Here is a 14489-nt window from a genome sequence, read left to right as displayed (position 1 = left end):
GAACGGCCGGCGTCATCGGCGTCGCCGTGAGTTTCCGACAAGCGCGCCGAGGGAGTGAACCGTGGACGTGTCCGCGACACCGGAGGTTGTGTTCGACGCTTTTCACCCCAGGTATCGGTCCAACCCGTATCCGCGGTACGCGCTTGTTCGCGACTACACGCCGCTGTATCCGATGGGCCCCGGCATGTTCCTTGCCACGCGCTACCAGGAGTGCTCGACGGTACTCACGGATCCCGCGTGGGGCCACGGTTACGAGGACGGCATCAACCCGTTCCGCCCCGGCGTCGCGCCCGACGAGGTGCCCGGGTCGATGCTGCGGATGGACCCGTCGGACCACTCCCGGATCAGGGGAATGGTCAACAAATTCTTCACCCCGCGCAACGTCGACAAGATGAAGCCGCATATCGAGGCCCGGGTCGCCGAACTTCTCGAAAAGGTGGTCGCGGCCGGGGAAATCGACCTGATGGCGGAATTCGCCCGTCCGCTGACCCTGTCGATCACGGCTGAATTGCTGGGCGTGCCGGTCGAGGATTACCCCTTGGTGATGGCCTGGTCGGCGGAAATAGTCCGGGGTACCGATCCGGACATTCTTCAGACGCCCGAAAACCTGGCCCGCCGGTTGCCCGCGCTGCGTGAATTCGAAGCCTACTTCGCGGACCTGGTCGCTCGAAAGCGTAAAGAGCCGGCCGACGACCTGTTGTCGGATCTGTGCGCCGCACAGCGGGACGGCGCCGACCTCGGTGACGCCGACTTCCACGCGCTGGCCACGCTGCTGCTCATCGGCGGCTACGAGACCACCGCGGACGTGATCGGCAAGGGCGTGCTGGCTCTGCTGCGTAATCCGGGCCAGATCGCCTTGTGGCGGGAGCAGCCGGATCTCGCGCCCTACGCCGTGGACGAGTTGCTGCGCTACGAGCCGCCCGTGCAGTTCACCACCCGGGTCGCGTTGGAGGAACGCGAACTGTCCGGCCGGACGTTCACGCGCGGTGAGGGGGTCGTGGTCATGATCGCCTCGGCCAACCGGGACCCCGAGGCCTATCCGGACCCGGACCGGCTGGACATCACCCGCTATGCGGCCCGGCCGCCCGCGGTCCGGCACTTCTCGCTCAGCGGCGGCATCCACTTCTGCCTGGGCGCCCGCTTGGGGCGGATGGAGATCGAGCACGCCGTGGACGCGCTGCTGCGCCGCGCGCCGGCCCTGGCGCTCACCGGCACCGAGCCGACGTGGCGTCAGACGATCGCCTTCCATGGCCTGACGTCACTACCCGTGCGTCTGCGCGACTGACCCATCCGCAAGTGCCGTGGCTCCGCGAGAGGAAAGGTTCCGATGGCCGACACCACGTCCGGCACGGCTGTCCTGGACAGCGACGAACTGGACCGGAACATCTTCGACGACGGTGTGTTCGACGGCTTCGAGCCGCACCGCCGGGGCGACCCGTACCCCCGCTATCGCGCGCTGCAGGACGCCACACCGCTTTACAAGCTGCCGGAAGGCGTTTATCTGGCCACCCGGTACCACGACTGCGTGTCCGTACTGACGGAGGCGAAGTGGGGCCGCGCCGATGTCAACGGGGTCAACCCGTTCGCGCCCGAGTACAAGATCGAGAATCTGCCGTTCCTGTGGCACGACCCGCCGGACCACACCCGCTTGCGCCGACTGGTTTCCAAGGCGTTCACCCCGCGCGCGGTGGCCGGCTGGCGCCCGCTGGTGGAACGCACGGTCACGCGGTTGTTGGACGACGCGCTGGCGGCCGGTGAGGTCGACCTGGTGGAAGCGTTCGCGTATCCGCTGCCGCTGATCGTGATCTCGGAACTGCTGGGAGTGCCGGAAGCGGACCGTGCGCAGGTCGGGCGGTGGTCCAGCATCCTGGGGCGGGGCGTGGACCCGGGCCTGCTGCTGCCACCCGACGACATCGCCGCGCGTGCACAAGCGATGCGGGACGGCGTGGCGTACTTCCGGGAGCTCATCGCCCGCCGGCGGGTCGAGCCCACCGACGACATCGTCAGCGAACTGGTGGCCGTGGAGGAGCAGGGCGATGTGCTCAGCGAGCTGGAACTGCTCAACACGTGCGTGATGCTGCTCAATGCCGGCTTCGAGACCACGGTCAGCGTGCTGGCCAACGGCACTCTGGCGTTGATGCGCAACCCCGCGCAACTGCGGTTGTGGCGGGCCAACCCGGACATCGCGACGGCGGCCGTCGAGGAATTGCTGCGCTACGAGCCGCCTTTGCAGATCACCACGCGGGTCGCACACGAGGAGATGGAACTCGCCGGCCGGACCTTCGCCGCCGGCGAAAGCCTGGTGCTGCTGATCGCCTCCGCCAACCGCGACCCGGACGTGTTCGCCGACCCGGACCGTCTGGACATCACCCGCTACGGCCGTCAGGCCGCGGCGCCGTCGGTGCTGAGCTTCGGCAAAGGCATCCATTTCTGCCTTGGCGCGGCGTTGGCCCGGCTGGAACTGGAGATCGGCTTCGACCAGTTGATTCGCCGGTCTCCCGGCTTGGCGCAGGTGGGAGACGAACTGTCCTGGTTGGACAACATCTCGCTGCGCCGGATGCGCGCACTGCCGGTGCGCCTGCGATGACACCGGCACCTCACCCCGGGCGGGCCCAAGCGGCAGAACCAAAAGCAGGCCAGGAAAAGGAGATTCCGATGAGCGTGCCGGACACGGAGATCGCGAAGACGGAAGCAGTGACCTTCGACGCGTTCGATCCGAAGCACTGGCCCGACCCGTACCCCCGGTACGCGGTGACCCGGGAGGCCACCCCACTACTGCGTACGCCGCTGGACGTGCATCTGGTGACCCGTTACGAACACCAGGCGGCGATCCTCCAGGACAACAACTGGAGCCACGCGCACGAGGCCGAGCTGTTCCATCCGGGCGTGGAGCACACGGACCTGCCGACGTCGTTTCTGTGGATGGACCCGCCGGACCACACCCGGCTGCGCGGCCTGGTCAGCAAGGCGTTCACCCCGCGCACGGTGGCCGATCTGCGCCCCCGGGTCGAACGGCTGGTCGCCGAACTGTTCGACAAGATGGTCGCCGCCGGTGAGTTCGACCTGGTGCCGATGTTGGCCTACCCGCTGCCGCTGACCATCATCGCCGAGTTGCTCGGCGCGCCCGCCGAAGACCATCCGGACCTGCAACGCTGGTCGCATGCCTTGGCCCGCGGCTTCGACCCGGACCCGCTTCTCTCGCCGGACGAACGAGACGCCCGTACCCAGGCGGCGCGCGAGTTCGTGGCCTACTTCCGAGAACTGATCGGCCGCCGCCGTGTCTCGCCGCGGGCCGACCTGATCAGCGAACTGGCACGGGTGGAGGAGCAAGGTGACGTTCTCACCGAGGACGAAATGCTCGCCACGTGCGTCACCCTGCTGGTCGCCGGGCACGAGACGAGCGTCAACCTGGTCAGCAACGGAATCCTCGCCCTGATGCGCAACCCCGGCCAGTACGCCTTGCTCCGCGAGCGGCCGGAGCTGGCCGCCCCCGCCGTCGAGGAGATGCTGCGCTACGACTCGCCGGTCCACATGACCACCCGGCTCGCGCTGGCGGCGACCGAAGTGGCCGGGCACCAGTTCGATGCGGGTGACGGTGTCGTGCTCCTGTTCGGGTCCGCCAACCGCGACCCGGAGGCCTTCCCCGACCCGGACCGCTTCGACATCACCCGGTACGCGACGGACGCCTCGGTCAACCGCCACCTCACGTTCAGCCTGGGCATCCATTACTGTCTCGGCGCTCCACTGGCCCGCCTGGAGATGGAGACAGCGCTGCGCGAACTGGTCAGGCGCGGGATCGAGATGGCCGAGACCGACGAACTGGTCTACCGGCCCAATCTGGTGCTGCGCGGCATAAAGACCTTCCCGGCCCGTTTCACGCAAACCATCACTCCTTGACGCGCGATTCCGGTGACCTTCAATCCGTGGTGGTCTCGTCGCCATGCCGCGCCGGGTCAAAGGAGTTCGGTGCGTACCAGGATCGCGGTTCCGAGCGCCAGAAACAGAATGGGCACGACCCAGGCACCGCTGCGCCGCACGAACAAAATGACCGTTTTCCGGCCGGCGATGGTGTACGCCGTGACGCACCACACCACCTCGAGCACGACGAAGACGGCGACACTGAGCGCGGATTCGGCCGGCGTCTGCACGCGGAACAGTACGATGTAGACCGAGAGGTTGTCCGCACACACCGACAAGGCCAGGGCCACGACCACGGTCAGCTTGTCGGTGAGGGCCGGATCCGATTCGGTCCGTCGCCTCGCCGCGATCAGACCGCGCACTCCCATCGTGATCGGAACCAGACCCAGCACCCCGATCCACCTCAACGGCACCGGCCCCAGCGCCGCGGCCATCCCGATGCTCGTGCCGACCAGCATCACGAACACCAGGCCCTGCCCGAGCACGATCTGCCGCGGACGCACACTGCCCGCACGCGCCCCGGCGAAGAGGATGACCAACAGGATCAGCGCGTCCACGTTGGTCGCCGCGAACGTGCCGGCCGCGGTGGCGACCGTGCCCGGCAGAGAAACCATCCCCCGATCGTCGCATCGGGTACCGCCAAAAGACCTAACATCGGAGCAACGTCTGATTTCGGCCGCACCGCGACCGTCACCGCGATTCCGGCGGTGTCAGTAGTCCGAGACGAGGTCGGCCGGGCTCAGCGTTATGGGATAAGGCTTCGCGAGCGTGACACGCTGGTGCCCGAAAGCTGGGACGGTACCCATGCCGCTCCCCGGATCGCGGTGGCACGAACGTCGATCCGACCAGCTTAGGGCGCCGTCGAACCCGGTTCGCGACCGGATGGGCGCGGTGCGCGCCACCGATGGCCCAATCCTGTCAAATGGCGGCCAAGCAGAGGCCGCCAAATGGCGCGGACGGTCGTGCCGGGGCAACCGGCGTAACCCGAGTGGCCTCCTCGTTCGGCCAGAAGTGCACCGACAAAGAATTCGCGTGAGCGCTACGTGACGTATTCACGCCCGCAATATGGTGCAGGGCTCCCCGTCATGTCCCCGAGATGGCGGCGATATTCACGCTCAAGTCCTTCATCGTAGGGGGCCCTCGTCTCGCTCGGCAAGACACCACGCGATGGTCTTCTCCGAACCTGTGAGGCGATCTTGCCTGGTATTTCTCAAAATCGCCGTTGCGGCAGTTTGGGTTCGCGGGGAATGCCGGGCCGGTGTGCGGGCAGGACGAGTCGCAGGGCGCCCGGCCTGATTTCGCAGCGGGCCGGGAGCGGCAGTATCACGGGTTCGCCGTCGATCGCGGCGGGCAGGCCGGACGCGGTGCCGTAGGCGGTGATGGTGGGTGCGGACCAGCTGATGACCGGCGTGGGGTGACCCGTGCCGGCCGCTTGCCGCAGTTTGGTGCGCAGGTGCTGCAGGAGATCGGGCGGTGGGTCGGGCGGGCGCTTGAGCACGATTCCCCCGAGTGATCCGGTATTGAGCGCGAAGCGGCGGCCCAGATACTGCGGTGTGGCGATGTGGTAGGGATTGTTGGACACCAGCAGTACTTGGGGGAACTCGATTGTTCCCTCGGGGGTGTCCACACGGGCTTCGACGCCCTGCTGCCCGGAGACGTAGTCGGGGGCGATCGACGCGAAGGTACGGAGTTTGGCCTCCCGGTATCCGGGCTCGAACAAAGCGTCGGCGTAGGCGCCGAATGAGACATTGTTGATGAACACGCGCCCGCCGATCAGTCCGAGGTCCACGCGTTCCGGATCGCCGTCGCGCAGGGCGTCCAACGCCGACGCCGGATTCCTGAGGTCCAGGCCCAGATCGCGGGCGAAGTGGTTGCGCGTACCCGCCGGGACGACCACCAGCGGCAGGCCCGCATCGGCGGCCACGGCCGCCACGGCCGACACCGTTCCGTCGCCCCCGGCGACGGCCAATACCTCCGTTCCCTCCGCCACCGCCACTCTGGCCAGTGACGCGGCATCATGCTCGGCATCGGTGACCCCGATGCGAGCGCCCAGGCTTTCGGCCAGTTCCCTCAAATGGAAGCGCGCTGTTTTGCCGCCCCCGGAGCGGGGATTGAGCACGACGAGCGCGTTCGGCGGGACACGGCGGTCGGCAGCTGTCACCCGTCATCCGCCGCTGTGGCCGACATCGTCGCCGGTGCGTCTGGTAGCGCCATTTCCTCGTCCGATCCATCGAATTGTCATCGGCGCGACCTCGCCATCGGGAATGGCGAAGATACCGCTGCTGACGCTAGGCGGCGGAGAATGGACGCATATAGGGCCACAAGTCACGAACATGCGCATCAGGGGGGACGTTGTGCTCTAGCGCGGATCGTCCGCTGTGCCCGACACTGGCGCCACGGGCGATTTCCTTCCGCTTGACCGGGCGAATCCGCGGTCGCGGGCAGGGTTCCCACAGAGCCATGCGCCCGTTTGCCACCAATAGGGTTGGAGGTCGTCACCATGAACGCGACGACGGGAAAAACGGCCGATAAAGCCACCCAACGCTCGATGGAGGCCCGGCTCGGCCAGGTAGGCCGCGAAATCGATCAATTCGCGAAACGGGCCGCCGCGAGCCGGGCGGAGGTCCGCGCGAGGATGCAGCGGCAGCTGGACCAGCTTCGGCAACGGCAGGCAAGGGCGGCCGAACATCTGCGGCGGCAGGCACAGGCCGACCAGGCAGCATGGAACGCCTATGCTGCCGAGCTGGCCTGGGATCTGGATGAACTGGACGTGGAGCTGGCCATCGCCGGCGCCGCGCTCGACGCGGAACTGGCCCCCGACGCGGCCACGTTCGATGCCGCCGTGCAGTCCGAACTGGACGCGTGGAACGACTGGATCGGTCTGTTGCAGGCCAAAGCCGCACGCGAGGCGGACACCGGTGACCGGGCCGAAGCCTTGACCCGTCCCGTGCAGCAGCGGGCCGTGGTCGCCGCCGGTCAGTTGCATCACTTCCGGGCCAGTCGCCCCGATGTGACCGGCCAGGCACGCGACAGTGTGGAGCTGGCCATGGTCGAGCTGCGTGCCGCCGCGGACGAGGTCGACCTGCAGGTCGATCGGCAGCTCGGTGACCGGCCGAGCACCGTCTGGCCGGTACCGACCGCGAGCCGGGTCCGCGGCACGCGAGCTCGCCCCGCGCCCGGCGGGACCCCCCGGTGGCTGACCGGTCAGGGCTGGCCCGCACCCGGCTGGACCATCGCCTACGGCATCCTGACCCTCACCGCTGGTGTGCTCGTGCTCGTCTGGCCAGGGCGGGCCCTGCTCGTGCTGGCCATCGTGCTGGGAATCCAACTGCTCGTGGCGGGAGTGTTCTGGCTCGTGTCGGCCTTCGCCGTGCCCGAGGCGGGTATGGGGGCACTCGCCGCGCTGAGCGGAGTACTGGGAATCCTTCTCGGCCTGCTGATCGTGAGTCGTCCAGCGCAGGCCCTCGGCGCCCTCATCCTGCTGCTGGGCCTGTTCTGGACCGTCTCCGGGCTGATCCAGATCGTGCACGGAATCCGCACGGACGCGCCCGCCCGTGGCTGGACGATCGCCGCCGGAGTCGTCGGCGCGGCGGCAGGCATCACGGTCCTGGTCTATCCCGGGCCCAGCCTGCTGGTGCTGACCTTCATCTTCGGCATTGGGCTCATCCTCTACGGAGCCTTCCTCATCGCCGAAGGCATCCAACGCCGGCAACGGCTACACGTCACGGTGCCGGCACAACGCTGAGCCGATTACGGGTGTACCGCCGGCGAAGGCGGCACACCCACGGTTTGTCAGTCGGAGCGCTGGCGTTCGGTGTTGTGGTGTTGCCGGGCTTCGTGCAGCTGGTCTTCGAGGGACACGATGCGGCAGGCCGCCTCGACGGCCGTGCCCTGGTCGACCAGTTCCCGCACTCGTGCGGCGATGCGCAACTGGTGGCGGGAGTAACGGCGGTGACCGCCGGCGGAGCGCTGAGGCTGGATCAGGCCGGTTTCGTCCAGGCTGCGCAAGAAATTCTGGCTCGCGCCGAGCATGTCCGCGGCGCGGCCCATGGTGTAGGCGGGGTAGTGCTCGTCATCGAATTTGTCGGCCCCACCGCCGGGCGGGGCCGGGTCGTGTTGGTCAGGGATCATTCCACCTCCGCAGCACAAGGGACCCCGGGTGCCTCGCACGGCACCCGGGGTCCCAGGGGTTTGGGTTTCATCATTGCCAACCGGCGCACAGGCCGGATTACCGTACCCGCATCCAGTCGAAAAGCGGACGGTGCGGGGATCGCTTGGTCGTAACCGAGAACCACCTTCCAATCCGATGGGACTGCGGTACCCGCGCGGCACTACCGCACAGCCGCGGCGGGCGATCCAATGATGTGCCCTATCCCTTCTTTCCTGTGTTTCTCTCTTACTCGGTACCGCTGTGATCATTGCCGGCTGGAACCCCTTACCGAGATCGGTCCCAGCACGCCTGATGTTGCTTGGTCGATGTGGAGCCTTCACACTGCCCGGCTCCACATCCACCCGTCTTCTTCACTGCATACTGCGAACTGTCGTCACTGCTCTTCGCGGACGCTCACGCTCCATCCGCGCCGGATCTCTCGCGGGCAGTTACGTCATCTCCCGCGCCATCTGACGTCTCTCTCCGAACGAGGAGAAGACTACACCCGCTCGCCGTCGAATGTCTACCCTCGTCAGCATAGATTTGCTCCACCGCTGGTGGTCGCATGTCTGATTCCGTCAACCGCAGGTCAGCGGCCAGGTGCATCCTCAGACCTTCGCGGTGAGACGGAAGCCGTCCGTCGTCATGCGGCGCACGTGTGCTTCGTCGACTTGAACGCCCAGGCCGGCGCTGGGCGGCAGGTGTACCACCCCGTTGCGGATGAACGAGGAGAAATCGGTCGGGTCCTCGGCCAGCCGCAGGGTGGACATGAACGCGTGCCCGATGTCGACGAGGTTCGTGATGGTCACCGCGTGCTGCAGGGAAGCCGCCTGCGTTATACCGAACTCGATCATGGAGTTGAGGTAGCAGCGGGCCCCGAAAGCCTCCGCCACCGCGGCGATGCGCTGGGCCCGCAGCGGTCCGCCGTTCTTGCTGCTCTTGATACTGAAGACACTGACCGCGCCGAGGCCGGCGATCCGGGCGGCCTGGGGGAGACCGATCACCGACTCGTCGGCCGATATCGGGAGCGTGCCGGCCCTGGCGAGGATCGCCATGCCTTCGATGTCGTCCTTTGCCAGGGGCTGCTCGACGAACGCGAGACCGGAGTCGCCGACTCCGGCGAGGAACTCGGCCGCTTCGTCCCGGCTCCAGCCTTGGTTGGCGTCGGCGACAAGCGTGAGGCTGTTCCCGTAACGCGCCTCAAGCGTGGCGACTCGCTGCACTTCCTCGCGTACGGGTGCCGCGCCCATTTTCAGCATGTAGGTCGTGAAGCCCTGGGCGGCCCTTTCGTCGATCACGCGGATATCGTCTTCGGCGCTTCCGTCGCCAAGGGGCCACAGCACCGCCAGCGAGTCGCGCACCGCACCGCCCAGCAGCGTCGAGACTGGGACACGTAGTCGCTTACCGAGGATGTCGAGCAGCGCCATCGTCACCGCTCCCTTGGCACAGAGTTGTTTCGCGAGCAGGGCGTCGAGCATCGTGTCGATGCGGCCTGGCTCGTGAGCCTTGGCGGCGAGGACGGCCGGGAGCAGCGTGTCCTTCAGGGCGCGCGCCGCTTCGTCCGGGGACTCGCCGCTGAAGGTTCGCATGGGATTGGCCTCGCCCCACCCCTGGACACCATCGGCGTCGGTCAGCTTGAGGAGCACGGCGCGCGTCGTGACCAGCGTGCCGTGCGACAGCTTGTACGGGGTGACGAGTGCGGCCTCGATTTCGAATACTTCGGCCGCGATCACCGGCGCCATCGCCGCGACCGCGGAATTTTCGACCGTCATGGGATTTCCGTTCCTACCGGGCGTTCGCAAACCGTGCGAGTCCGAAATCGTGCAGGGAATCGTCGCGCCGTCCGGTGAGTAGTTCGGTGGCCACGACGTCGGCGAGGTGCGCGGCGAGGGTGACGCCGCTGTGGGTCGCGATCGCGTAGACCGATTCCGTTACCCAGTCGCTGATCGTCAACCCGTCCTCGGGCAGCACTCGCAGGCCGAGGTCGACGGTCTGTGTCATCGCGTCGAGCGCCGGGTAGAGCTCACGAGCGCGGTCGAGCAACGTGCCGGGCACCGTCCAGATCCCCGGGTCGGCGGGATCCCAGCGACCGGCCGTGGGCAGGTCTGTGAAGGTTATTCCGCCATTGCGCGCAGGCCGCATCGCGATGCCTTCGGCGTTGATGACGTGACGAGGCCCCGAGCGGACCGGACTGCTCGTGCTGATCAGCCCGACGCTCGGCATTTGCCGCGTGCCGCCCGCCGCGGTGTCGACGATCGGGAAGTCGATGCCGGCACCCGCCAGGATCTGCCGGGTGCCGTTGCCCGCGGCCAGCACGATCAGGTCCGCTTCGTAACGGTTCACCGAGCCGTCGGCCGACATCGTGGTCACGCTGTCGCCGTCGATCCGCTCGACCTTCTCGAAAGGCCGGAAAGCCGCGCCGCGATGACCGGCGGACGCGAGGAGCGCGGTGCACATGGTGATCGCGTCGATCCAGCCTTCGCGTGGGTAGAGCGCGCCGCCGGCCAGCCGGCTGGTGTTCAGCGACGGTTCGAGCCGACGGATCTCCGCCGCGGTCAGCAGTGTCGCTTCATACGTTTCCGCTGACAAGCGGGCGACCTTGTCTTCGATTGCCGCGAGTTCCGCATCGGTTCGAGCCAGCTCGACATTGCCGATTTGATGAAACCAGGGCGCGCCTCCGGCCGATCCCGCTGCCCGTTCGTGTGCCTGAAGGCCGAGCAGGTTGAGACGGCTGTAGGCGGCCGGCGATTTTCCGTTGGAGTTCACCCAGCCGAAGGTCGCGGCGCTGGTTCCGCTGCCCGCCTGCGCGGCATCGATCACCGTGACCGTGACGCCCCGCCCGGCCAGTTCGCCGGCCAGGCTGGCGCCGATCACACCGGCGCCGATGATGAGCACCGAGAGTGCCATTTTCAACTCCTCACTAATGGCTTGTGACCGAGGCGAAGAACTTCCGTGCTCGTTCGGTCCGTGCGTCCGCCAGGATCTCGGCCGGTGCGCCGGCCTCGACGATCCGGCCGCCGTCCATCATCACGACCTGGTCGGCGACATCGGCGGCGAAGCGGAGTTCGTGCGTGACGACGAGCATGGTCGATCCGGTGGCGGCGAGTTCGCGCATGACTCCGAGTACCTCGCCCACCAGTTCGGGATCGAGCGCGCTCGTCGGTTCGTCGAACAACAGGAGCCTCGGCTCCATCGCGAGTGCGCGGGCGATCGCGACGCGTTGCTGCTGTCCTCCGGAAAGTTCGCTCGGGTAATGGCCGGTGCGATCGCCGAGGCCGACCTGCTCGAGCGCCCGCGTCGCGGTGGCCCGGGCCGCGTCCTTGCTCAGCTTGCGGACCAGACGGGGTGCGATCGCGACGTTGTCGAGGGCCGTGTGGTTCGGGAACAGGTTGAAGTTCTGGAAGACCATTCCAAAGTGGAGCGTCTGACGCCGGGCGACCGACTTGGCCACCGGTACGCGATGGTTCTTGCGCATGCGGTGCCCGATCATCGTGCCTTCGAAGAGAATTGCGCCCTCGTCGATCGGTTCCAGCATGTTCACCGTCCGCAGCAGCGTGCTCTTGCCGGAACCGGAGGGACCGACGATGCAGGTGACCGAGCCGGCGGCTACGTCGAGATCGACCTCGTGCAAGGCACGGAAGCGACCGAAGGACTTCCCGACCTTCACGAGCTGCAGCAACGGTGGTGTCGTGGTCATGCCCGTTTTCCTTCCCTGGGCTCGGTTGTTCGCCGCGTGTTCGCGAATCCTCGCCCGAGCCGCCGCTCCAGGCGGTGTTGCGCGAACATCGCGAAGCTGGTCAGGACCAGGTACCACAGCACGGCAACGGTGAGCAGCGGAATCGTCTGGAAGTTGACGGCGTAGATGTTCTGCACGGTCGAGAGCAGTTCCGCGTAGCCGATGATGGAGACGAGTGAGGTGTTCTTGAAGACGGTGATGACCTCGTTGGCCAGCGCCGGAGTGATCACCCGGATCAGCTGCGGGCCGAGAATCCGCAGATATGCCTGCGCCGCCGGCAGACCGAGTGAGCGGCACGCCTCCAGCTGTCCCGGCGGTAGGGACAGGATCCCGGTGCGGAACGTTTCCGCGGAGTAGGCGCCGAGGTAGACGGCCAGGCCGACCACCGCGGCGGTGAAGCGGGTCATCAGGTCGTTCGTCATGGGCCCGCCGATGCCCGGCCCGAACGGGATACCGATCGACAACCTCGGCACGAGGGCACCGAAGAAATAGACGACCAGCAGCATGACCAGCGGGGGAGTGGCCCGCATGACCCAGATGTAGGCGAACGCGGACACGCGCAGGACGGCGAACGACGACGTGCGGCACCACGCCGTCACCACGCCGATCGCCAGGCCCAGCACCGTGGTCAGCGCCGTGAGTTCGATCGTGTGCAGCACACCGGTGACCACCACCTGGCTGAACAGATACGACCCGACGATCGGCCAGTGCCAGTTGTCGTTGAAGACGAACAGATGAACCAGTGCGGCGACGGCGAGCGCGGCCAGCACATAGGTAGCCCACGCGCCGAAGCTCGTCCGTGACCGGATCGGTGCGGCCGCCAACGCGGTCCGGTCGATGTGTTGTCCCGGCCGGGTGAGACCGGTGTCCGAGGTCGTCATCACGAACGCCTCTCAGTTCGTCAGGTGCACGGGGTTGTTCATGGGCAGCTCGGGACGGCCGAAGTCCTGCTGGCCCCAAGCTTTGAGCAGTTGGGCATACACGCCGTCGTCCACGAGCTCTTTCAACGCGGCGTGGAGCGCGTCCCGCAACTGCGGGTTGCTCTTGCTCACGCCGATCCCGTAGTTGAGGTCGCTCTGCTGGTACACGACCTTGAACTGGTCGGGCTTCGTCGTCGCGTTGAACACCATGGGCGCCAGGTCGCCCCAGAACGCGTCCGCCTGACCGCTCTGCACCGCGAGCAGTCCGCTGTTCGCATCGCCGTAGCCATTGACGCCGATCGGGGGCTTGCCTGCCGACTCGCAGGTCCTCTCCGCGGCCGTGAGCAGCCCCTGCTGGGCGGCGCCGCGCGGGTATCCGACGGTGATACCGCATAGGTCTTGCGGCGTAAGCGCGTCGCTCTTGAAGCCCTTCTTCGTCAGGATGGCCGTGCCGGCCTGGAGATAGTCGATGAAGTCGATGGCGGTCTGCCGCTCGACGAAGTCACCGGCGGAGGCGATGAGGTCGAAACGCTTGGCCTGCAGGCCCGGCACCTGCGCGTCGAAGGACGTTTGCTGGAACGTCACGGTGATCCCCAGTACTTTTCCCGCCGCTCGCAGGAGATCCGGGTTCAGGCCGACGATCTTACCGTCGGTGTCGGTGAATTTCACCGGCGCCACATCGGGATTGATCGCGGCCGCGAGCGTGCCACGCCCGGCGACCTCCGCCGGCAGGGTCGCGGCGAGCTGCTGGTTCTTGGCCACCTGAGCCACGATTTTCTCGCCGGCCGCCTCGCCACCGGGCGGTCCCGCCGCCGTTCCGGCGTTGACGGGAGGGTTGCTGCACGCGGAAAGCGCGACGATTCCTATCGTCGCGAGTACCGCAAGCGCGGTCGATCGCATCATCTGAGGTCCTCCTGCTGGTTCTGCGCACCACGTCGTGCTCGGGGAGCAGGGCATGCGTGAATTGCCGGTCGACAGATGACCGGTGCTTGATTCGGGTCGTGCGGTGGGTCAGTCGGCGCTGACGTCCTGCTCGAGGTAGAGCTCCATGACCCCCGGCCGTATCAGGATGGCGACGGATTCGGCCAGGTCACCGTCCTCCAGCCAGGTCAGCCTGCGTTTCCGCAGAACGGGCGTGCCGGGTTCGCATTCGAGTAGTCCGGCCGCGTGTTCGTCGAGCAGTACCGGATCGAGGTACATCCGCGATCGGGCGATGGGAACGCCTTCCCGGCGGAAGTACGAAATCATCGTGAGGTGTGCCAGGTCCTCGTCGAGCAGGCGTGGTGCCAGCGCGAACGGAACAGTGTGGTATTCGAGACCGATCGGAACATCTTCGGTGTCGAACTTCCGGCGGATCAGGTACACCACGGGCGTATCGCCGGAAAGCTCACGCACCGGTGGTGTCACGTCGGCGGCCGGGACGACCGCCGCGCTGTACACCTCGTGCCTTCCCGGGATTTCAGGGCCGGAAAGGCGAAGGTTGACGAACCTCAGCAAGTTCTCCTGACGCACGCCATCCGTGACGAAGGTGCCCTTGCGCCGGTGCCGTTCCACCAACCCGGCCTGTGCCAGTTCGTGCAGGACCCGCTGCGCGGTGGCACGGCTGACCCCGTACTGATCGCGCAACTCGGCCTCGGTCGGTAGCCGCGAACCGGGCGGCAGCTCCCCCGAGCGGATGCGGCCTTCGAGGTCGTTCCGGATCCGGAGGTACAACGGCGCTGTCATGGTTTTGACCGTAACAATCGATCAATTGACCTGTCAATAC

General features: G+C 67.1%; 13 protein-coding genes. 4 read left to right on the top strand and 9 right to left on the bottom strand.

The genetic code is table 11. From position 1 onward, the window contains the following. The first annotated feature begins 61 nt into the window (after window positions 1-61). From ACFSXZ_RS28505 to ACFSXZ_RS28495, 3 genes are all read left to right on the top strand, one after another. A complete protein-coding gene (locus ACFSXZ_RS28505) occupies window positions 62-1285 on the top strand; it encodes a cytochrome P450 (RefSeq protein WP_378268304.1) in 1224 nt (407 codons plus the stop codon). A gap of 42 nt (window positions 1286-1327) precedes the next feature. Next, window positions 1328-2587 (top strand): cytochrome P450, encoded by a 1260-nt coding sequence (locus ACFSXZ_RS28500; protein ID WP_378268303.1) that lies wholly within the window; start codon window positions 1328-1330, stop codon window positions 2585-2587. Between the two features lie 68 nt (window positions 2588-2655). Beyond that, the gene (locus tag ACFSXZ_RS28495) at window positions 2656-3897 is read left to right on the top strand and encodes a cytochrome P450 (protein ID WP_378268302.1); all 1242 of its coding nucleotides are present in this window, start codon (window positions 2656-2658) and stop codon (window positions 3895-3897) included. A gap of 56 nt (window positions 3898-3953) precedes the next feature. On the opposite strand, the gene ACFSXZ_RS28490 is transcribed toward ACFSXZ_RS28495, so the two are convergent. Both ACFSXZ_RS28490 and ACFSXZ_RS28485 read right to left on the bottom strand, forming a co-directional pair. Continuing rightward, window positions 3954-4532, bottom strand: a complete 579-nt coding sequence (locus ACFSXZ_RS28490) for a cadmium resistance transporter (RefSeq protein ID WP_378268301.1) — start codon at window positions 4530-4532, stop codon at window positions 3954-3956. Window positions 4533-5128: 596 nt separating this feature from the next. Further along, a complete protein-coding gene (locus tag ACFSXZ_RS28485; protein ID WP_378268300.1) occupies window positions 5129-6079 on the bottom strand; it encodes a diacylglycerol/lipid kinase family protein in 951 nt (316 codons plus the stop codon). A 339-nt stretch (window positions 6080-6418) separates the two neighbouring features. On the opposite strand from ACFSXZ_RS28485, the gene ACFSXZ_RS28480 reads away from it, so the two are divergent. Beyond that, on the top strand, window positions 6419-7663 hold the full coding sequence (locus tag ACFSXZ_RS28480) for an HdeD family acid-resistance protein (RefSeq protein WP_378268299.1): 1245 nt from the start codon (window positions 6419-6421) through the stop codon (window positions 7661-7663). Between the two features lie 47 nt (window positions 7664-7710). Here the strand turns inward: ACFSXZ_RS28480 and ACFSXZ_RS28475 are convergent, their stop codons facing one another. The 7 genes from ACFSXZ_RS28475 to ACFSXZ_RS28445 form a co-directional block, all read right to left on the bottom strand. Continuing rightward, on the bottom strand, window positions 7711-8049 hold the full coding sequence (locus ACFSXZ_RS28475; protein WP_378268298.1) for a helix-turn-helix domain-containing protein: 339 nt from the start codon (window positions 8047-8049) through the stop codon (window positions 7711-7713). A gap of 627 nt (window positions 8050-8676) precedes the next feature. Further along, the gene (locus tag ACFSXZ_RS28470; protein WP_378268297.1) at window positions 8677-9840 is read right to left on the bottom strand and encodes an enolase C-terminal domain-like protein; all 1164 of its coding nucleotides are present in this window, start codon (window positions 9838-9840) and stop codon (window positions 8677-8679) included. A 13-nt stretch (window positions 9841-9853) separates the two neighbouring features. Then, window positions 9854-10975, bottom strand: coding sequence for an NAD(P)/FAD-dependent oxidoreductase (locus ACFSXZ_RS28465; RefSeq protein WP_378268296.1), 1122 nt, complete (start codon window positions 10973-10975; stop codon window positions 9854-9856). A 13-nt stretch (window positions 10976-10988) separates the two neighbouring features. Beyond that, window positions 10989-11765, bottom strand: coding sequence for an amino acid ABC transporter ATP-binding protein (locus ACFSXZ_RS28460; RefSeq protein WP_378268295.1), 777 nt, complete (start codon window positions 11763-11765; stop codon window positions 10989-10991). After that, window positions 11762-12685: an amino acid ABC transporter permease gene (locus ACFSXZ_RS28455; RefSeq protein ID WP_378268294.1), complete on the bottom strand. Its 924-nt coding sequence runs from the start codon at window positions 12683-12685 to the stop codon at window positions 11762-11764. The genes ACFSXZ_RS28460 and ACFSXZ_RS28455 overlap by 4 nt, the downstream gene beginning before the upstream one ends. A gap of 12 nt (window positions 12686-12697) precedes the next feature. Beyond that, window positions 12698-13627, bottom strand: a complete 930-nt coding sequence (locus tag ACFSXZ_RS28450) for an ABC transporter substrate-binding protein (protein ID WP_378268293.1) — start codon at window positions 13625-13627, stop codon at window positions 12698-12700. A gap of 108 nt (window positions 13628-13735) precedes the next feature. Beyond that, window positions 13736-14449, bottom strand: a complete 714-nt coding sequence (locus ACFSXZ_RS28445; RefSeq protein ID WP_378268292.1) for a GntR family transcriptional regulator — start codon at window positions 14447-14449, stop codon at window positions 13736-13738. Window positions 14450-14489 lie beyond the last annotated feature (40 nt).

Source organism: Amycolatopsis pigmentata, assembly GCF_042684065.1.
Lineage (GTDB): Bacteria > Actinomycetota > Actinomycetes > Mycobacteriales > Pseudonocardiaceae > Amycolatopsis_E > Amycolatopsis_E pigmentata.
This window is presented reverse-complemented; position numbering and strand designations above follow the sequence as displayed.